Genomic DNA, 20,261 nt, shown 5'->3' on the forward strand with positions numbered 1-20,261 from the left:
GTTTTAGTTGATTTGTATCACAACCGATTCGGGGAATATAGGCCATTTTCACGGCCTATATTGTATTCTTCCTGATAACCTGATTTATCTATTCTTTCTTTTTAGACACTGCGCGTTTCTTCGTTTGCTCTTCTACCCATTTATCATTAATAAATTTAGCAGTCCAGCCCGTCGCTTTCTTATCTACCTCAGTCATCACATACTGCTCTTTATTTTTACGACTATAACGAACAATAGCGAGATTGCCTTCAGGATCCTGTTGCGGCGCATCGGCTAAATAGTAAAATTTAGGCGAAATACGTTCCCTAAAACGCGCTAACTCAGCGACCTTAGGTGCTCTCGTTTCACGCGAGCGAGGGAACGTACTTGCCGCTAAAAATAGCCCTGAAGCACCATCCCTTAGAATAAAATGCGCGTCACTCTGTTCGCATTCTAATTCAGGTAGGTCAACGGGATCTTCTTTTGGCGGTGCGACTTCACCATTACGTAATATTTTACGCGTATTCTTACACTCTTCGTTAGTACATCCCATATACTTACCGAAACGACCATCTTTTAACTGCATATCATGACCACATTTATCGCACTCTACAATCGGGCCATCGTATCCTTTAATTTTAAACTCGCCCATCTCAACAATATGCCCATCACACAGCGGATTATTGCCGCAGACATGCAATTTACGTTTTTCATCGATCAGGTAACTATCCATTGCCATATCACATTTAGGGCAACGTTTTTTAGCCATTAAGGCTGCAGTTTCGGCGTCTTCAGTCGTTAAAAGATCAATCACCTCTTCCCCATCAACTAGATTGATCGTGGTTTTACAACGCTCTTTAGGGGGAAGCGCATAGCCCGAACATCCTAAAAAGACACCTGTTGAAGCCGTTCGGATACCCATTGCTCGCTCACAACTTGGGCAACGAACATCATCAATAATGACTGGTTCATTGAGACGCATGCCGCCCTCTTCAACGGGAAGCTCTGCTTTTTCCAATAGCGATGTTAAATCATTATAAAAGCGATCTAACTCTGCAGTCCAACTTGCTTTTCCTTCTGCAATAGCATCAAGATTAGCCTCCATTTGTGCAGTAAAATCGTAACTCATCAACTCAACAAAGTTTTCGCTTAATCGGTCGGTAACTATTTCGCCCATTTTAACGGCATAGAAACGACGTTTATCTACTTTTACATAGCCGCGATCTTGAATTGTTGAAATGATACTTGCATAGGTCGAAGGACGGCCTATTCCCTGCTTTTCAAGCTCTTTTACCAAGGCAGCTTCAGTAAAACGGGCAGGCGGCTTGGTGAAATGTTGTTGAGGATCAAGTTCAATTAAGTTCAGTGATTCACCAACCGCTAAATCTGGCAACTGCACATCATCTACTTTATTTTTTGCAACGGGTTGCGCTTTGGTCCAACCTGCAAAACGCATCGTGCGCCCCTTCGCACGTAATTGATAATTACCAGCTTCAACAATTAACGTACTTGCATCATAAAGCGCGGGTAACATTTGACATGCTAAAAACTGACGCCAAATCAGCTCATAAAGACGTTGCGCATCACGGTCTACTCCGTTTAAAAAAGAAGCAAGCTGTTTCACGTCAGAAGGACGTATCGCTTCATGCGCTTCTTGAGCGCCAGATTTACTGCTATAAGCAATCGCTTCTTTGGGTAGATAATTAGATCCAAACTCTTCGTTAATATAATCACGAGCAGAAGCAACGGCGTCCTTACTTAAATTAGTCGAATCTGTTCGCATATAAGTGATGTAACCAGCTTCATACAGACGTTGTGCCAGCATCATGGTTTTTTTCACACCAAACCCTAATCTTGTACTGGCAGCCTGTTGTAGTGTTGAGGTGATAAATGGCGCACTTGGCTTACTCGTTGTCGGTTTGTCTTCCCGAGAAAGTAATTTATACTGTTCAGGTTTTAATAAATCAACGGCATGCATCGCCTGCGCTTTATTAGTCGGTTTAAAAGCTTGTCCATTTACTTTAAAAACTTCTAAACGTAAGTCGATTTTTTTATTGGTCTGTACGTTGGCATGCAGATCCCAAAATTCATCGGGATTAAATGCTTTGATTAAACGCTCACGTTCAACAATCAAACGTACGGCCACGGATTGTACACGTCCAGCAGAGAGTCCTCGTGCAACCTTTTTCCATAATAATGGGGAGACCATGAAACCAACAACACGATCTAAAAATCGACGCGTTTGTTGAGCATTAACGCCATCAATATTTAAATGAGTTGGATGCTGAAATGCTTCTTGGATTGCACTTTCTGTTATTTCGTTAAACACCACTCGTTGATATTTATCGTGGTCACCACCGAGTGTTTCACGCAAATGCCAAGCTATCGCTTCCCCTTCTCTATCCAAATCGGTTGCGAGATAGATAGTCGGGGCATCTTTGGCCAATTTTTGTAGCTCACTGACCACTTTTTCTTTACCGGGCAATATTTCATAACGAGCTTGCCAGTGATTATTAGGATCGACGCCCATGCGAGCAACTAATGCTTCCTGTGCCCGTTTAGCTTTCTCTTTCTCTTTTTGTGCCGGCGTCATTCCAGTCAAAGATTTTTGTTTCTTAGCTTCGATTGTTTGCTTTGCACTGCCACTAGTCGGAAGATCTCTAATATGACCGACACTTGATTTAACAATAAAATCGTTTCCTAGATATTTATTGATGGTTTTTGCTTTTGCAGGAGATTCCACAATAACAAGTGATTTACTCATAATTCATCTTTACCTAATGTAGTATTAATCGAGGTAGGGAAACCTAATATTATGTTCATCCAATGAACGCTCTTTTTTTATATAATCCAAAGTTGCAAAGAATAGCAACCTATTTTTGCAATTAAGTTGATAAATAGGGGTAAAAAAGCCAACAATAACATGTTGGCTTTGTACATTGGCTGAAAATTAAACGAAAATCAGAATAAACGGTGACTATTAAGTTGTAATAACTTGAAAACACTTTTTTCCAGGGCAACAGATGCAGCTTGCGCAAATTTATCCGTTATTTTTTTACGTTTTGTATATTTTATCTGTACGATATGGCGTTCTGGTAATTGTGCTACTAGATAGTCATCACTGGTAGAAATTTGATCCACTAATTGACGTTCGATAGCCTGTAATCCATACCAATGCTCTCCCGTGGCGACTTTATCTATTTCAACTTGGCTGCGATGTTCACTTACAAATTGTTTAAACAGTTCATGCGTTTCCTGTAATTCTTGCTTAAATTTATCACGACCTTGCTGATCATTTTCACCGAACATGGTTAAAGTTCGTTTATATTCACCCGCTGTCAATTGTTCAAATTCAATATCATGTTTTTTTAATAAACGATTAAAATTGGGGATTTGGGCAATTACACCAATCGACCCTAAAATAGCAAAGGGAGCGGCAATAATTTTATCGGCTATACAAGCCATCATATAACCACCACTTGCGGCAACTTTATCAACAGCAATGGTAAGTGGGATATTACGATCCTTAATGCGTTGTAATTGAGATGCAGCTAAACCATAGCCATGTACCATTCCTCCGCCACTCTCTAAACGGACAAAGACTTCATCTTTTTCACTAGCAACACTTAAAATGGCAGTGATCTCTTCTCGCAAAGAGGCAACTTCTTTCGCATCTATACTCCCTTTAAAATCGACAACATATAATTGCGGCAAACCATCACTCTGCTTGCCATCTTTGAGAGCTTGCTTGGCTAATTTGTCTTTTTCTTTTTGTGCTTTTTTAGCTTCTTTATGGCGTAACTTTAATTGCTGCGCTGTTAATAATTGCTCTTCGATTGTATTTTTTGTTTCTTCTAACTGTTCAGATAAATCAATTAATTCTAACTCACCTTTCTTACTTTTTTGTTTAGCTGTTAGAGCAATAACGGCAAGCAAAGTTATTATTACCGTTAATACAAAAGTGACTGATTTTGCTAAAAACAGACCATAATCAGATAAAAATTCCAATGTTGTATTCCTTTTAAAAAATATATTGCCATATCATGACAAAAAGCGCGTCTCTGTACAAAAGAGTTTGAGTATTTTATGTAAAAAAAGTTAATATTCCTAGATATTGTTAACCAAGAGAAGCGTTATGATCGAATTTCAACCACAGCCAGACTGTTTGGCAGAAAAAACAATTTTAATCACGGGTGCTGGTGATGGAATAGGTAAAACATTAGCGCTGCAATGCGCTGCATTTGGTGCTACGGTTATTTTGCTCGGACGAACCGTAAAAAAACTGGAAGCTGTTTATGATCAAATTGAGCAACTAGGTAAAAAGCAAGCGGCAATAGTCCCTCTGGATTTACAGGGAGCCACAGAGCAGCACTATATTGACTTAGCAAATACAATACAAAATGACTATGGCAAGCTAGATGGTTTAGTGCACAATGCCAGCGAGCTTGGTGTATTAGGGCCCTTCGCCCATATTGAACAAGATACATGGAATGATGTGATGAAAATCAATGTGACGTCAGCATACCTGTTAACAAAATCATTTTTACCCGTTTTAACACTCTCTGAAAATGCCTCGACCATTTTCACAACCTCTTCAGTTGGCACTAAAGGCCGAGCCTATTGGGGTGTTTACAGCGTATCAAAGTTTGCAACAGAAGGTATGATGCAAGTACTTGCAGATGAGTATGAAAACAGCAACTTACGCTTTAATGCGATTAATCCCGGTGCTACCCGTACAGCGATGCGCGCAAAAGCATTCCCAGCGGAAGATAATTCCACATTGAAATTACCCGAAGATATTATGCAAAGCTATTTGTATCTTCTTAGTAATGATAGCATCAATGTCACAGGGCAAGTTTTAAACGCTCAATAATATCATCGTAACAGATAGATGAGTCCTGTTATTTTCTTGCCCTACGGGGCACTTACTTGACGTAAATTGCACCTAAGTAGATCATATAATTAGAGGAGTAGGTCTTACCCAAAAAGCATTGTGTTTATTAAATGAAGCACTCTATAGAGAAGAAACAGAACAGATAAAGGAAAGGTATTCGAGGAAATTGTGGGTGGCAGACTCCCCAGCAAACCCTCGGCACTTGAATCACCTACTATGGCTGCTGCCTTCCGGCCCTGACCAGGTTAATAAGTTATCAATGCGAGGAACCAAGAAGCCTACCATTGTCACTGTTATCAAAACATGACTAACTGCTTTGATGTCGAGGATTATACGTATGAAATTAATAAATTCAATGACAACTTGCTATATATCGTCTAAGTGCCTAATTAACAAACAAACGGCCATCAAAGAAACAGCTTAGCTGCAATAATAAGCAGTAACATAGAAAATAATTTTTTTAAGATGTTAGCCGGTAAATTGTAGGCAAGCTTAGCCCCTAATTTTGCAAAAATGGTACTGCTTAATATTATACCTAGCATGGCAGGCCAATACACATAACCAAAGCTTTCAGCAGGAAGCGCTTGGTTATGCCATCCCATCCAGATGTATCCTATGCTACCTGATAAAGAGATAGCCACACCTGTTACAGAAGAGGTGGCTATCGCTTGCGTCATTTTTACACGATACAATGTTAATATAGGAACGACTAAGGTACCACCAGCAATACCAAACACCCCCGAAACAATACCTATCGCACCACCTAACAGACTACAGCCAAGTTTTTTAGGTAACACTAATGAAGCCTTTGGTAACCAACTAAACCACATCTGTAGCGCGACTAAGATAGCATAGATTGCAAATACCCGCTGCAACATGGCACTTGATAAATATTCCGCAACATAAGCACCAATAAATCCACCAAATAACATGCCAATACTAAGTTTTATTGATAATGACCAATCAATATTAAATTTTTTATAGTGCACATAAATCGCACTCAGTGAAGTAAATAAAATGGTAGAGAGTGACGTGCCAACAGCCAAATGTGCTATGACTTCAGGTGAAAAGTGTAAATATGTGAATGCAAAAATGAGCGTGGGAACAATAATAATACCGCCCCCTATACCAAATACGCCTGCAGTAAACCCCGCAACCGCACCTAACAATATGTAGCCCAAAATAAGCACTATATTATTCCTTTTACCAGTTTATCGACCTTAGTTCGACGCATACGCAGTAATAATTTTTTGACATGAGCAGGATAAGCTTCAACATCATCTATTTGCGCAGGGGAAGTTATTTGTGTGGTATTTTGCAAAATAGTATTTAACTCTTTATCAAGTAACTCCTGCAACACTTGATTGGGATCATCAATCAGCAGACCATTTTCAAGGTCCAGACGCCACGCACGCGGGTTCAAATTATGTCCAGTCAACATAACAAATCGGTTATCCGCATACATGCCTTTAAGGTGAAAACTATTATCACCATGCTTCCAAAGATGCAATTTCAACTGACCACTTGCAAGGGATGGAATATGTTTTTGCACAAACTTTTTCAAATTACTTTCATATAGATAGGGTAAACCACCGATTGTTCTAAATGGTTTATCCTCTGGAATATAAAAATCATTGGCCGTTTTATCTCCGACGACGATAGTTAAAGAAACGTTACGTTTTAATAATGCATCAATATCGCGGTCTAATACGGCGGGTAAATTAAAGTATGGGGTAAATATCACGAGCTCTTTTTGTGTAGCGTGAATGACATTGCGGATACAGTCATTAAGCTTGTTTTTTTTAGAGCCAAGCCCGGCTATAGGAAAGATAGACAAGTTGTTGGTCGTGCGTTGACCTTCGAATTTATAGGTCGCTTTCTTTAAATGTTTACTTAATTTCTTCTGTACTATTTTAAGTTCTGTAATTTTAGGAATGGTTGCTACGTTCAATGCAACCACTGCATCACTACTTAAAATATCATTTTTCAAGTATTCAACCATTGAATCAGCAAGTTCTTTGTTATTAATTAACCAATATCTATCAAAGCGATAACGTCCATTATTATGTAGATAAATATCGTTAAAACTTGCACCGCTATAGAGAATTTGATCATCAAAAATAAAACCTTTTAGATGTTGAACACCAAATAGCTCTTTACGCTTAACCGGGATACCCACAATTTGAATCCCCGTGCCATAGGTTTGTTGCATTTCTTGATACCAAGTAGCATTAGTATCCTTTGATTTTTTATTCCCAATTAAACCTCTTTGAGCGCGATGAAAATCAATACATACAACAATATCTAAACTGGGAATGTTTTTTTTAGCGGCATAAAGTGCCTGCAAAACCTCTTTACCTGCATCGTCAGCTTCCAAATATAATGCAGCTAAATAGATACGTTTTTTTGCAGCCGCAATTTGTTTTAATAACTCAGCTTTAAATGATGCCGAAGAAAATAGGCAATCCACAGCGTTAGTCGAAAGTGGTATTTTCTTAAGATTGTCTAGATATGATAAACTTCGTTTGATTCGAATACTCATAGAACTCTTTCATGGAATTGAATGTGTTATAGGTACAAATGAATTGCTACCTATAACGACAAAAACAAAACAAGGTTGCCTAGACAACCTTGTTCAATTATCGGTCAATTAACGATTAAAAAACCTCTGCTAATGCATCACAAAGAGGTTGCATATTATTTTTTGTCATTCCAGCAACAGAAATACGACCTGAACCAACAATATATACAGCAAACTCTGCTTTTAGTCGATTAACTTGTTCAACAGATAATCCAGAGAATGAGAACATGCCGTTTTGACGATTAATGAAGCTAAAATCACCAGCAACGCCCTTCTCTTTCAAGGTTTCAACGAATAGCTCGCGCATCTCTTGAATACGTTCACGCATGGCAGCCACTTCCAGAACCCACTCACTGTATAGTTTTTCATCATTTAAGATAGTCGCAACAACAGCAGCACCATGCGCAGGAGGATTTGAATAATTTGAACGAATTCCCGCCTTAATTTGACTAAATGCTGACTCTGCTATTTCACTATTTTCAGCCACTAGCGTGATACCACCGACGCGTTAATTATATAAACCAAAGTTTTTAGAGAATGAATTAGCAATTAATAACTCTTTATTATACTGAGCAAATATACGTAATCCTTGGGCATCTTCTTCAACCCCTTTGGCGAAACCTTGGTAGGCAAAATCGAAGAATGGAATTGCGCCTAATTCAGCAACCAACTTCGCAAGTATTTCCCACTGTTCGGTTGTTGGGTCAATACCCGTTGGGTTATGGCAACAACCATGAAACAAGATAAGGTCGCCAGCTTCAACCTGCTGTAATGATGCAATCATCGCATCAAAATCGAGGTCTTTGCTCGCTGCATCATAATAGGCATAATTAGCAACTTCCAGCCCTGCTGTATTAAATACGTTAGCATGATTAGCCCAAGTAGGGTTACTTACCCATATTTTTTTGATACCTAATTTTTTTACCGCAAAATCAGCGCCAGTACGTAATGCACCCGTACCGCCAGGCACTTGCGCAGTGCATGCTCGATTGGCTGTAATTATCTCGGAATCTTTACCAAATAACAGTCTTTGAACAGCTTGATCATATTCAGCAAGGCCCTCGATACTTAAGTAGCTTTTAGTGGTTTCACTATTAAGTAGGCGCTTCTCCGCTTCTTTAACGGTTGCTAAAATTGGGGTTAAACCGCTCTCATCTTTATAAATACCAACACCAAGATTGATTTTATCAACACGCGGATCCTTTTTAAACGCATCTGTTAAACCTAAAATAGGATCAGCAGGTGCCATACTCACTTGTTCAAACATGTTTATTCCTTCACAAAGATAATTGATAGATTATTTTCTATTTGCAGTTATACCATTACTGCTTTAGTGATCAATAAAAAATTTACTATTGCGTTGATTTCGCTTCAAGTTCTGCAATTTTTACTTTCCAAACTGCCGGCCCTTGATCATGTACGTTATTTCCTTGACTATCTACCGCAACGGTAACAGGCATATCTTCAACTTCAAATTCATAAATGGCTTCCATACCTAAGTCAGCAAAAGCGACGACTCGTGATTTTTTTATTGCCTTAGAAACAAGATAAGCAGCCCCCCCAACAGCCATTAAATATACCGCTTTATGGTTGGCGATGGAATCAACCGTTTGTTGCCCACGCTCAGATTTACCTATCATGCCAAATAGTCCGGTCTGCTCAAGCATAAAATCGGTAAATTTATCCATTCTAGTCGCTGTCGTTGGCCCTGCTGGCCCGACAACTTCATCTCTAACCGCATCTACGGGGCCTACATAATAGATAAACTTACCTTTAAAATCGACACCTTCGGGTAACGCTTTCCCCGATGAAAGCAATTCATGAATACGTTTATGGGCGGCATCACGTCCCGTTAGTATTTTCCCTGAAAGTAGTAATGTATCGCCACTTTTCCACTTACTAATATCACTTTTACTAATACCATCGACATTAACTCGATGTACGTTACTTCCCTCTTGCCGAGTTATAGCAGGCCAATCTGTAAGCTTCGCGGGTATAAACTGCGCTTCACCAGAGCCATCAAGGGAAAAATGAACATGCCTTGTTGCAGCACAATTTGGGATCATCACAACGGGTTTACATGCAGCATGGGTCGGGGCACTTTTAATTTTCACATCAAGTACTGTTGTTAATCCACCTAACCCTTGAGCACCGATTCCTAATGCATTAACACGGCGCATAATTTCTAAACGTAACTTTTCATCACTACTCAATAAATGCGCTGTATTTTTTTCTTTAGATTGGAGATCATGAATATCAATGGGCTCCATCAATGACTGTTTCGCCATTAATGCCGCTTTTTCAACTGTACCTCCAATACCGATACCTAGCATACCGGGCGGACACCACCCAGCCCCCATGGTCGGCAAGGTTTTTTCAACCCAATCTTCAATCGAGTCGGAGGGGTTAAGCATCACCATTTTTGATTTATTTTCTGAGCCGCCTCCTTTTGCTGCGACCATGACATCAACTTTATTACCACTTACTAGCTCAACATGAACAACACTCGGTGTATTATCCTGTGTGTTTTTTCTAGCACCAGCAGGATCACTGACAATGGAGGCGCGCAATGGGTTACTTGGGTCACAGTAAGCCTGACGAACACCTAAATCGATAATTTCTTGTAACGATAAATCACTATCAAACTGGACTTTCATGCCCACCTTAACAAAAACGTTTACGATGCCAGTATCTTGACAAATAGGTCTCTGCCCCTCAGCAGACATACGTGAGTTAATTAAGATTTGTGCAATCGCATCCTTTGCCGCAGGATTTAGCTCTTTCTGATATGCCTTATCCATTGCTTGGATAAAATCAAGCGGATGGTAATAGGATATAAACTGCAAGGCATTGGCAATACTATTTACAAGGTCTTGTTGCTTAATAACTGTCATATAAAACTCCGTACGTTTTCATAATCGCATTTATTATAAGTGGCTTGAGTATAAAGAGAATGTTAATCTTCATCTTTACATTAACCAACCTATTTGTAATAAATTTGTTGCCTGAACTCAAAAATTATGACTAATTGCTCTACAAACGATATTTTAATAAAACCGATTACGCTGACACAAAGTGAGTTTCTCGCCTTTAAAAAGGCAGCCTCTAAACTTAATTGGGCTATATTTTTAGAATCTGCACAAACAGACCACGCTGACAGTCGTTGGTCAATTTATAGTGCACAGCCGATTGCAACGATAGAAACCGTTTCGGCAATCAGCACGGTAACACAGCACGCTTTAATATCAACAACCACTGATGATCCCTTCTCTGTTGTTGAAACATTACGTAAAGCGCTATTTCAACCTGTATGCAATAGCCATGAACTGCCTTTTACTGGTGGTGCACTGGGATATTTTTCCTATGAACTGGGTTATCAATTAGAAAAAATTAACCATGCTACTGATCCAAGCGGCTTAGATTTACCGGAAATGGCCATCGGTTTTTATGATTGGGCATTACTTAAGGATAACCACAACGATCGTTTTTATCTTGTTATCCATAAAAGCAAACAGAGCAACGAGAATACGCAGACGCTCTGGGCAAAAAGATCCGCTTGGATAAAACAACATGAACAAGCACTCCTTGTAAACAAAGCGAATCAACAAAACAATTTTAAATTAACATCGAGCTGGTCGGCAAATATGGACAAACAAGCCTACCAAACTAAATTTACGAGTGTGCAGAATTACATTCTTAGTGGAGATTGCTACCAAGTTAATCTAGCACAACGCTTTAATGCAACCTATCAAGGTGATGAATATCAAGCTTATCAAGCTGTGTTTATTGATAACCGCCCCCCTTTTGCTGCATTTTTCCGTTTACCCAAACAAGTGATTTTATCCTTATCGCCTGAGCGCTTTATAAAGTTACACAATGGCATCGTGGAGAGTAAACCCATTAAAGGGACTAGACCGCGATTTGATGATCACCAGGCCGATCAATTAAGCAGCCAAGCCTTGCTTAACTCAGAAAAAGATAGAGCGGAAAATTTAATGATTGTAGACCTATTACGCAACGATATTGGTCGAGTCTGTCAATCGGGCAGCGTTTCAGTTCCGAAATTATTCACCATTGAAAGTTTCCCTGCTGTGCATCATTTAGTCAGCACGGTGTTGGGTAAATTAGCCAATAAATATAGCAGCGAAGATTTACTCCGAGCTTGTTTCCCTGGTGGTTCTATTACCGGCGCCCCCAAAATTCGAGCAATGGAAATTATAGCAGAATTAGAGCCACATAAACGGCAACTTTATTGCGGTAGCATTGCTTATATTAATAGCGATGGTTCAATGGATAGTAACATTTGTATTAGAACATTATTATGCCATCAAAACAGCATCTATTGCTGGGCTGGTGGTGGCTTAGTCGCTGACTCAGACGTGCACCAGGAGTATCAAGAATGTTTCGATAAGGTAAGTAAAATATTACCTTGCCTAGCAGAAATCAATCAACAATTAGAGTGAAACTACGTTTCACTCTAGGCTAGTCTTTATGTAACAAGCATCAATGTGTAGATATGATAGGAATTGCTATAATTAGCGCGTAGGCAATTCAATATCTTCAAATAATTTATTCACTTCTGCACTATATTTTAATTGAATAGCCTTCTCGACCAAGGGGCGCGTTAAATGCGGGGCGAATCGATACATGAAGTCATACATATAATCACGTAAAAAAGTCCCTTTACGAAAGCCAATGCTGGTGGTGCTTGGCGCAAAAAGATGGCTAGCATCTATCACACAAAAATCATCATCGGATTTATTCATCGCCATACTGGCAACCACACCAACGCCCAACCCCAAGCGCACATAGGTTTTAATAACATCGGCATCGGTTGCAGTAAATACCACATTAGGAGAAAACCCAGCTGCATTGAAAGCTTCATCTAACTCAGAGCGGCCAGTAAACCCAAATACATATGTTACGATGGGATACTGGGCAATGTCTGCAATGGTAATATTTTGGACATTAGCTAAAGGGTGCCCCTTAGGGACTATCACAGAACGATTCCAGTGATAACAAGGTAGCATAATCAAATCGCTATAAAGATGTAATGCTTCAGTAGCAATAGCAAAATCCGTTTTCCCTTTCACCACTGATTCACTTATTTGTGCAGGCGTCCCCTGATGCATATGCAAAGAAACATGCGGATAACGTTTAATAAACCCCTGTATAACCTCCGGTAAGGCATAACGTGCTTGGGTATGAGTTGTAGCAATATTTAAAGAGCCTTGATCAGGTTTAGTATATTGTGACGCGATTGCTTTGATACTTTCAACTTTACCCAATATTTCCGAAGCAAAGCGGATCACTTCACTGCCTGCGGGTGTCACCTGCGTTAAATGTTTACCACTACGCTCAAAAATTTGGATGCCGAGTTCGTCTTCAAGCATACAGACCTGTTTACTAATACCTGGTTGTGAAGTAAATAAGTTTTCAGCTGTCGCAGAAACATTTAAATTATTATTTAACACTTCTACAATGTAGCGTAATTGCTGTAATTTCATAAAAAGACCAAGGTTTATAATTAGTTAATGGTTAATTATTCTATCAGAGTTATAATAAACAGAAAGATCTACTTTTCAAATAAGATGATTTAGTGAATGGCTATTTACCAATAATCAATATCTTATAATAAAATGATCTTACTTTTGCAAATATAATACGCATTTCCACACTTTATTATTTTTTATATTGATTATTAAACCGACAGAGGTGCTTATGCAGGATGAAAATAGTCTCGATTTTAATACCATTTTAGCCACCAGCGCGCATGACATGAAAAACTCTTTATTTATGCTTTTACAGTCTATTGAAGAGTTAGACCTTGCCGATAACTTCACGCCAAAACAGCACCAATCTTTTGCAGATCTGCATTATCAGACATCGCGCATTAACGGCAGTTTAATGCAATTATTAGCATTATACCGTGACCAAACAGGCCAACTGCCCATCAACATAGAAGAAAATTCTGTTAGCGATATGTTGCAAGAGGTATTAGATAGAAATCGACTATATATAAATAGCAGCCATATAAAAGTCATACTTGATGTAGATACCGATTTAACCGCTTACTTTGATCAAGATTTAATCACCTATATTATTACAGATGTTTTTGTCAATGCACTGCGCCACACCGACAAAAAAATTATTCTACGCGCATTTACCGATGAACAGTACGTGACCATTCAGGTTGAAGATGACGGCAATGGCTACCCTGACCATATGTTAGCAGTGAATCAAGATCAAGAACTACCATTCAACGCCGCGCGTGGACGAAGCGGCCTTGGTCTTCTATTTGCAAAAAAAATTGCCGCTGCACATAAAACAAAGCTGCTACAAGGTCACATTTTACTAGAAAATAAAGAAGAATCTGGTGGAAGTGTATTTACCTTAAGGTTACCTTAATGCAAACTAGAAACTTTAAATGTCTTAATATTTCTTTTCATCTTTTACTTTGTACCTGAGAATATATGCTATTTCCGATAATTGTTTCATTAATCGCCTTACTCCTGTTTATATTAATTGGCTATAATATGATTCAGCAATATAAGTTAAAAATCGAAACTGAAAAAAGAATTGCCATGAGTAAACAACGGGCAGTGATCAGTGAGGTTGATGAAATATTGCTCAACGCAACGCGCATGCCATTTAGTAAAAATTTATTATTAATTCTCCAACAGCGCATTCGCAACGCATTGATGTTAATGCTAAATAATGCACCAACCAATGAAACTATACGCGACCATTTAAAAAATACAGAAGTACAAATCCAACAAACACGTGAAAACTATAGCCCTCCCGATGAAAGTAGCTTCCGTGCACCAGAAAATGATAAAGAGGCATTACTTCTTTTACAGGTAACTAAAAAAATCAGAGCGGTACTTAGATCAGAGCATGCTAAAGGAAAAATCAATACTGAAATATTTGTTGCAGAAGATCATCGTCTCGAGTTAATGCAATTAAAAATAAACCTTGAAAATAGTATTAAAAGAATTACCAATGCCCATCTAAACAAGCAATTTGGCAGTGCTAATCAGATGATTAATAAACTACTTGAGATTTTACAAAGTATTCCTGACAAAGATAGCTACTTAGAAAGGCAGTATGAAAAATTACTAGCGATCAAAGATGAGATAAAATCGTACTTAGTTAAACATAGCGATAAAGAGCTAGAAGCAATTAAAGCACGTGAAGAGGAGAAGAAAAATGATCTCGATGTACTTTTCCAAGATAAGAAGAAATGGTAAGTAGCTATAACACAATAAATTTAACTGATCCAAATCAACAGAGCGATGCTTTAAGCAATTCCAATTAGTATTGTTTGATTCAAATCATGCGTCATTTAAATTGTAAACTTTAATATGAATTAACTTTTGCAACGAGAATAAACCATGCAACACATCTGTGATAAAAAAATCAATAAATTCAGAAAGATGCTACTAGATTCACTGGAAGTAATACGGAAAAATATTGCACTTAGCTTAGCTAAATCAACAGACAGTAATGATAAAATGCTTGCCTCTCAGCTTTCCATACTATCCATTGATGAGCTACTGGACCTAGCAATAAATAGCAATATAGCGACCATATCAAGCCTCAGCAGTGATATCCAACGTATTGATGCCGCATTAAATAATATACAAATTAATATGTTTGGGTTATGTGCCGACTGTGAAGAAGAAATTGACGAACAAATATTAACTAATGCCCCAACAACACAGCGTTGCAGCCATTGTCAAAGTAAGTATGAAAAACAAAAATGTAAGGGCTTTAAGCTTTAATATTATTAATTTTAAAGTAACTCTGTGACTTATATGCATTGCATCAACTACAGGCACTGCATATAATCTCTTATTTAAGAGTTGTCACCTTGTCGAAAAATAATTCAGCTAACCTACAGCCTTCTGCCTCAAGCGACCATAAAATGAGTGCCTTATCCATAAAGCAGTGCTCCCCTGATTTTACTGCTCAGCTCGCTAGTGGTGATCATCATGTTGAAAATTGGTTATCGATATACCCCATCGTTTCACAAATAATCACTCATTTTACCAAGCTACCACAACCGTTGCTGATTATAAATTCACGCTCTTGGGAAGCCGCTATCGCAGTAACCAATGAAACTTTACCTGATAATTTTCAGTCGTTAGCTCTGCAAAATTACAACCAACAAACTTTATTTGGCCGACTTAACATTGAAAATGATATTTTAGTCAATTTTGCGGCTGGTGAAATAGCCAATCATCAAAATGGCTGTCTCATTCTTCATATTAGTCCGTTACTTGTTTCTCCACATTTATGGTTTTTACTGAAAGCCTTTTTACTTAATCGGACGGTGCCCGCCAGTTCAGCAGTCAATAGTGATAAATTAAAAGGTCCTTTTCCTGATCCCTTAGATAATGAGATCAATACAAAGGTAATCATTATTGCCAATCGTTTTCAACTAGATGAGCTTGCGCAAATAGATCCAGAATATAGCCAAGTTGATCGCTTATTTACTGAATTATCAAGCGATATAGACACGACCGATAGTAATATTCAGTCTCTAAAATTTTATTGCCAGCGATTAATCAAACAGTCCCAAATACATGCACTGACTGATGATGCGATGGCATTACTGTTTCACCATTTATCGAGTTTATGTGAACATCAACGAAAAATACTGTTTTCACCTCGTATTATTGAGAACTTATTACGTTATGCACAATTACTTAATCCAGAGAAACCGACTATTTCTGCATTAGAAATCCAAAATGTACTTGATTTACAGGATCAATCTCATTCATTAGCGCAAAGTTTCAGCGACCAAGCTATCATTGAAAAACAACTACGTTTACAACTTAAAGGTGCTGAAATTGGGCAAATAAATGGTATGTCGGTTGTTGAATTGATGGGCTACCCCAATGAATTTGGAGAAATATTTCGTATTTCAGCAAGCGACATGCTTGGCGATGGAGAGATTATAGATGTTGAACGAAAAGTTGATTTCAGCCGGTAATATTCATGCGAAAAGTATGCTTATTGTACAAGGATACCTAAACCATTTTTTCACTCATATTAATAATTTTCCGCTTTCATGTAATGTCGTATTTGAACAATCCTATCAAGAAAGTGATGGCGACAGTGCTTCTCTGGCGATTTTATTAGCGGTGATATCCTGTTATGCAAAACGTCCTTTGGCACAAAATTTATTTGTCACAGGTTCATTAGATCAACAAGGTAATGTATTAGCGATTGGTGGCATTAACCAAAAAATTCATGCTATAACTCGTCTATTTAACTTACAATTATTAACGGAAGCTGTTAGCGTTATCATTCCGAAAGCCAATCAAATTAATTTAACCTTAGATTCACAGACGCTACTATTGGTTGAAAATAAAATGATAAATATATATGCCATTGACCACTGCCAAGAAGCATTTCCGCTATCGATGAACTGCTCCTTTAGTGATGTAATAGAGCAGATTAACGATCGCATAGAAACGATAAATAAAGATGAAGATAATGACATCAATGACAGTTGGCTTACAAAATTACTCGCTCTATTTAAATAACTAAACTTGATTAAAGTTGATTGTTAGCAATCAGTCAGATAGAGTATGCCCATTTTATTTTAATGGTGTTCATTGCAAACCATGAACTACCACCACATTTTTACCTATGCAAAAGATAGAGATTATGACTAAAACCATATCCCAAAAAGAGTTGGGGAAAAACTCTTATACAAAAGAAGAATTAGTGCAATGTGGCCAAGGCAATTTATTTGGTGAAGGTAATTGCCAACTTCCAGTTGATAATATGCTTATGTTAGACCGAATTATTAGCATTACATCTGACGGTGGTGAACACGGAAAAGGCGAACTCATCGCAGAATTAGATATTGACCAAGCACTATGGTTTTTTCAATGCCACTTCCCAGGTGACCCTGTTATGCCTGGATGTTTAGGACTTGATGCAATGTGGCAACTAGTGGGTTTCTTCTTGGGATGGAGCGGTGGCCCTGGTAAAGGACGTGCGCTAGGTGTGGGTAACGTAAAGTTCACAGGGCAAGTATTACCGACCTCTAAGAAAGTGACTTATAGAATTACCATGAAGCGTCTTATAATGAGAAAGTTAGTCATGGGTATTGCTGACGGTGTTGTAGAAGTTGATGGCAAAGTTATCTATACAGCAGAAGACCTTAAAGTTGGCTTATTTATCGACACAACTAGCTTCTAATTTAAGTTTGATTTGACGCATTTTTTAAAGCACTGTTTATATTAATACACAGTGCTTTATTTTTATCTGCTATCAAAGGTGTAAAAATGAAAACCTTATATACTTGGCTCAAAGCAATTGCGAAATTTATTAATTTTAGCCGATTATTTATTTTAAACAGTCTATTTTTAGTAATTCTAATAGTGATTATCGCCGCTATTAATATAGAAGAGCCGCAACTGCTCATCTCCGATAACTCGACTTTACACCTCAACTTTTCCGGATCAATCGTTGAACAAAAAAAACCCATCGATTTTTCTGCTGAATTATCTAAACAACTCGTCACATCAACAGAACAAATAAATAACGAATATCAGATAGATGAGATACTGCAGGTCATTCGCTACGCTAAATATGATCCACAAATAGATAATATTTTGCTAGAACTTGATGGGTTAACACATGCAAGTATAAACCACTTAACCGATATTGGTGACGCACTTAATAACTTCAAAAGTGCGGGGAAAAAGGTAACTGCTACTGCAGATAACTATTCGCAAAGTCAGTATTTTCTTGCCAGTTTTGCAGATCAAATCAATTTGAATCCTCAAGGTATGGTATTTTTACAAGGTTATTCTGTATATCGACTTTATTTTAAAGAGGCGTTAGATAACCTTCTCATTACGCCACATATTTTCAAAGTTGGCACCTACAAATCTTTTGTTGAACCTTTTACACAAAACACAATGTCAGAAGACAGCAAGATAGCCAACAAGCACTGGTTAGATCAACTGTGGAAAAATTATTCTAATACTGTCATTGCACAACGAAAAAATAGCAACATCAACGCAGATTCATTATCACCATCCTTAGTACAATTGAAAAGCGATTTACAAAAGGCAAATGGTGATCCAGCTCGCTATGCACTGCAAGTTGGTTTGGTAGATGAACTCAATAACCGTTTTAACGTGATTAAAACACTAAAAGAACAAGCCCAATCACAGGGGCATGAATTAAAATTGCTTAGTTATGATGACTATCAATCTACATTACCAGCGCTTTATGAGGATCAATATTCATCAAGTAAAATTGCTTTAATACATGGCAGTGGTGAAATACTAGATGGTCAACAAAATGGTGATACCATTGGTGGTGATAGCTTTGCAAAGTTACTTGAAAAAGCGCTTAACGATACACAAATTAAAGCCGTCGTTATTCGTCTTGATACACCCGGAGGTAGTGCCTTTGCTTCGGAAAAAATACGCCAACAAATATTAGCGTTAAAACAAGCTGATAAAAAGGTGGTTGTATCCATGGCTAGTGTTGCAGCCTCTGGAGGTTACTGGATAGCCTCTGCAGCAGATATGATTGTTGCTCATCCTACGACCTTAACGGGATCTATCGGTATTTTTGGCATGTTTGCAAGCATCGATAAAGCACTAAATAAATTCGGTATCTATAATGACGGTATTGGAACTAATGAGTTATCAACACTCAATCCCACACGCGCACTCAATCCAGAACTTGCTGAGATTATGCAGCTTGGCATCGAACATGGCTATCAACAATTCCTAACTGTTGTGGCGGAAGGTCGTAACATGTCGATAGCAGACGTTGACAAAATAGCACAAGGGCGAGTTTGGACTGGTCAAGATGCACTGCAGTATCATCTGGTTGATAAGCTCGGAAATTTACAAGATGCGATTAATGAAGCGGTGACACTCGCAGAATTAAATGAATACCAAATTGAGATTATTGGCCCAACGCTTTCCACAAAGCAACAATTTATTAATGAGATATTTAGCACTTCGATAAAATGGCTTCCACAGAGTATGCAGATTTCCCCCTCTTTATATGAGGCCTTACAATCTATACAAGCACAAACCTCTGTTTTATCAAAATTTAATGATCCACAGGGGCATTATCTTTACTGCCCTATGTGCAGCGTAAAATAAGTTAAAGGTGCTAGAGGTTAAATACTCTAGCGCCTAACTAGATAATCCATGAAACAAATATTTCCACTGCAATACTATACTGAATCGGGCAATTTAAAACCGCCCATCTATTTTTATATAACACTATTCTTTATAGCTAGAACTTGGGCATTACTCATTATCTCGTTAACCTCTCGAGAAACGGGTACTACATTATTGGCTATTTTTTATCCTGAAAAAACACACTTTTATTTAGGCTTATTGACGGGATTTATTGCACTGATGCTTTTCTTGTTAGCAGGACGAGATCATGACAAACATAAATATTTATCACTGTTGTGGCAAAATAGTTACCCATTACTAATGGTCAGTTTACTCTGCGATTTGGCTTTACAGATCTATTACTTATCTCTACACCATTATCAGTATTCCTTAACAGCCTCTATCCAGCTTGTAGCGATACTTTGGTTATTTTTATATTGCTTAACAAGCAAACATTTAAGAGCAAGCTTTATTCGTTATAAAACCAATTAACCTTTGCGAGTAATCGCTAGCAATGACTATTCCATGTAACGCTGTTATCTATTATTTTAACCAACAAGATAGACCAGATACTTATGTGGATTGGTATAATCTCCTTTTAAGTAATAACAGCACTTTATTGCAACTTTTTCCC

At 38.1% G+C, this 20,261-nt stretch carries 16 protein-coding genes, 1 other RNA gene and 1 pseudogene; 10 read left to right on the forward strand and 8 right to left on the reverse strand.

The features are described 5' to 3' along the window. Positions 1 to 88: 88 nt before the first annotated feature. Entirely contained in the window at positions 89 to 2,743 is a 2,655-nt protein-coding gene (gene topA / locus AB2N10_RS06420) for a type I DNA topoisomerase (protein ID WP_369434512.1), read from the reverse strand. Between the two features lie 197 nt (positions 2,744 to 2,940). Continuing rightward, complete coding sequence (gene sohB, locus AB2N10_RS06425; protein WP_354624459.1) at positions 2,941 to 3,987, reverse strand: protease SohB; 1,047 nt, start codon at positions 3,985 to 3,987, stop codon at positions 2,941 to 2,943. Between the two features lie 127 nt (positions 3,988 to 4,114). Here sohB and AB2N10_RS06430 point away from each other — a divergent pair, with 127 nt between their 5' ends. After that, positions 4,115 to 4,852: a YciK family oxidoreductase gene (locus tag AB2N10_RS06430; RefSeq protein ID WP_354624460.1), complete on the forward strand. Its 738-nt coding sequence runs from the start codon at positions 4,115 to 4,117 to the stop codon at positions 4,850 to 4,852. Positions 4,853 to 5,051: 199 nt separating this feature from the next. Here AB2N10_RS06430 and ffs read toward each other — a convergent pair. The 5 genes and pseudogenes from ffs to AB2N10_RS06455 form a co-directional block, all read right to left on the reverse strand. Then, an RNA gene (gene ffs / locus AB2N10_RS06435) (signal recognition particle sRNA small type) lies at positions 5,052 to 5,149 on the reverse strand. Between the two features lie 131 nt (positions 5,150 to 5,280). Beyond that, on the reverse strand, positions 5,281 to 6,063 hold the full coding sequence (locus AB2N10_RS06440; RefSeq protein WP_354624461.1) for a sulfite exporter TauE/SafE family protein: 783 nt from the start codon (positions 6,061 to 6,063) through the stop codon (positions 5,281 to 5,283). Further along, positions 6,063 to 7,415, reverse strand: coding sequence for a CDP-diacylglycerol--serine O-phosphatidyltransferase (gene pssA / locus AB2N10_RS06445; protein WP_354624462.1), 1,353 nt, complete (start codon positions 7,413 to 7,415; stop codon positions 6,063 to 6,065). Before pssA ends, AB2N10_RS06440 begins: the two co-directional genes overlap by 1 nt. A 115-nt stretch (positions 7,416 to 7,530) precedes the next feature. Next, positions 7,531 to 8,721 (reverse strand): annotated as a pseudogene (locus AB2N10_RS06450) (amino acid aminotransferase). A gap of 85 nt (positions 8,722 to 8,806) precedes the next feature. Then, complete coding sequence (locus AB2N10_RS06455; RefSeq protein WP_354624464.1) at positions 8,807 to 10,348, reverse strand: fumarate hydratase; 1,542 nt, start codon at positions 10,346 to 10,348, stop codon at positions 8,807 to 8,809. 126 nt (positions 10,349 to 10,474) lie between these two features. Here AB2N10_RS06455 and pabB point away from each other — a divergent pair, with 126 nt between their 5' ends. Further along, positions 10,475 to 11,917: an aminodeoxychorismate synthase component I gene (pabB, locus tag AB2N10_RS06460; RefSeq protein WP_369434513.1), complete on the forward strand. Its 1,443-nt coding sequence runs from the start codon at positions 10,475 to 10,477 to the stop codon at positions 11,915 to 11,917. A 72-nt stretch (positions 11,918 to 11,989) separates the two neighbouring features. On the opposite strand, the gene cysB is transcribed toward pabB, so the two are convergent. Further along, positions 11,990 to 12,961: an HTH-type transcriptional regulator CysB gene (gene cysB / locus AB2N10_RS06465; protein WP_354624466.1), complete on the reverse strand. Its 972-nt coding sequence runs from the start codon at positions 12,959 to 12,961 to the stop codon at positions 11,990 to 11,992. A 214-nt stretch (positions 12,962 to 13,175) separates the two neighbouring features. Here cysB and AB2N10_RS06470 point away from each other — a divergent pair, with 214 nt between their 5' ends. The 8 genes from AB2N10_RS06470 to AB2N10_RS06505 all read left to right on the forward strand — a co-directional run bounded on the left by AB2N10_RS06470 (position 13,176) and on the right by AB2N10_RS06505 (position 20,119). Beyond that, positions 13,176 to 13,862, forward strand: a complete 687-nt coding sequence (locus AB2N10_RS06470) for a HAMP domain-containing sensor histidine kinase (protein WP_354624467.1) — start codon at positions 13,176 to 13,178, stop codon at positions 13,860 to 13,862. Between the two features lie 176 nt (positions 13,863 to 14,038). Beyond that, positions 14,039 to 14,704, forward strand: coding sequence for a DNA repair ATPase (locus AB2N10_RS06475; RefSeq protein ID WP_369434514.1), 666 nt, complete (start codon positions 14,039 to 14,041; stop codon positions 14,702 to 14,704). Positions 14,705 to 14,848: 144 nt separating this feature from the next. Beyond that, positions 14,849 to 15,238 (forward strand): TraR/DksA C4-type zinc finger protein, encoded by a 390-nt coding sequence (locus AB2N10_RS06480; RefSeq protein WP_354624469.1) that lies wholly within the window; start codon positions 14,849 to 14,851, stop codon positions 15,236 to 15,238. A gap of 89 nt (positions 15,239 to 15,327) precedes the next feature. After that, positions 15,328 to 16,452, forward strand: a complete 1,125-nt coding sequence (locus AB2N10_RS06485; protein WP_369434515.1) for an AAA family ATPase — start codon at positions 15,328 to 15,330, stop codon at positions 16,450 to 16,452. Further along, complete coding sequence (locus tag AB2N10_RS06490) at positions 16,421 to 17,008, forward strand: S16 family serine protease (protein ID WP_369434516.1); 588 nt, start codon at positions 16,421 to 16,423, stop codon at positions 17,006 to 17,008. The genes AB2N10_RS06485 and AB2N10_RS06490 overlap by 32 nt, the downstream gene beginning before the upstream one ends. Positions 17,009 to 17,132: 124 nt before the next feature. Continuing rightward, positions 17,133 to 17,672 (forward strand): bifunctional 3-hydroxydecanoyl-ACP dehydratase/trans-2-decenoyl-ACP isomerase, encoded by a 540-nt coding sequence (gene fabA, locus AB2N10_RS06495; RefSeq protein ID WP_354624472.1) that lies wholly within the window; start codon positions 17,133 to 17,135, stop codon positions 17,670 to 17,672. A gap of 86 nt (positions 17,673 to 17,758) precedes the next feature. Next, a complete protein-coding gene (gene sppA / locus AB2N10_RS06500) occupies positions 17,759 to 19,606 on the forward strand; it encodes a signal peptide peptidase SppA (protein WP_369434517.1) in 1,848 nt (615 codons plus the stop codon). A gap of 48 nt (positions 19,607 to 19,654) precedes the next feature. Further along, positions 19,655 to 20,119, forward strand: coding sequence for a DUF2919 domain-containing protein (locus AB2N10_RS06505; protein ID WP_354624475.1), 465 nt, complete (start codon positions 19,655 to 19,657; stop codon positions 20,117 to 20,119). The last annotated feature ends 142 nt before the right edge of the window (positions 20,120 to 20,261 follow it).

Origin of the sequence: Psychromonas sp. MME1, from assembly GCF_041080865.1 — a bacterium.
Taxonomy (GTDB): domain Bacteria; phylum Pseudomonadota; class Gammaproteobacteria; order Enterobacterales; family Psychromonadaceae; genus Psychromonas.

Bases quoted from the DNA above. Each gene is read 5' to 3' on its own strand.
- topA (WP_369434512.1), bottom strand. From the start codon at position 2,743: ATGAGTAAATCACTTGTTATTGTGGAATCTCCTGCAAAAGCAAAAACC.
- AB2N10_RS06430 (WP_354624460.1), top strand. From the start codon at position 4,115: ATGATCGAATTTCAACCACAGCCAGACTGTTTGGCAGAAAAAACAATT.
- pssA (WP_354624462.1), bottom strand. From the start codon at position 7,415: ATGAGTATTCGAATCAAACGAAGTTTATCATATCTAGACAATCTTAAG.
- AB2N10_RS06455 (WP_354624464.1), bottom strand. From the start codon at position 10,348: ATGACAGTTATTAAGCAACAAGACCTTGTAAATAGTATTGCCAATGCC.
- pabB (WP_369434513.1), top strand. From the start codon at position 10,475: ATGACTAATTGCTCTACAAACGATATTTTAATAAAACCGATTACGCTG.
- cysB (WP_354624466.1), bottom strand. From the start codon at position 12,961: ATGAAATTACAGCAATTACGCTACATTGTAGAAGTGTTAAATAATAAT.
- AB2N10_RS06470 (WP_354624467.1), top strand. From the start codon at position 13,176: ATGCAGGATGAAAATAGTCTCGATTTTAATACCATTTTAGCCACCAGC.
- AB2N10_RS06475 (WP_369434514.1), top strand. From the start codon at position 14,039: ATGAGTAAACAACGGGCAGTGATCAGTGAGGTTGATGAAATATTGCTC.
- AB2N10_RS06480 (WP_354624469.1), top strand. From the start codon at position 14,849: ATGCAACACATCTGTGATAAAAAAATCAATAAATTCAGAAAGATGCTA.
- AB2N10_RS06490 (WP_369434516.1), top strand. From the start codon at position 16,421: ATGTTGAACGAAAAGTTGATTTCAGCCGGTAATATTCATGCGAAAAGT.
- fabA (WP_354624472.1), top strand. From the start codon at position 17,133: ATGACTAAAACCATATCCCAAAAAGAGTTGGGGAAAAACTCTTATACA.
- sppA (WP_369434517.1), top strand. From the start codon at position 17,759: ATGAAAACCTTATATACTTGGCTCAAAGCAATTGCGAAATTTATTAAT.
- AB2N10_RS06505 (WP_354624475.1), top strand. From the start codon at position 19,655: ATGAAACAAATATTTCCACTGCAATACTATACTGAATCGGGCAATTTA.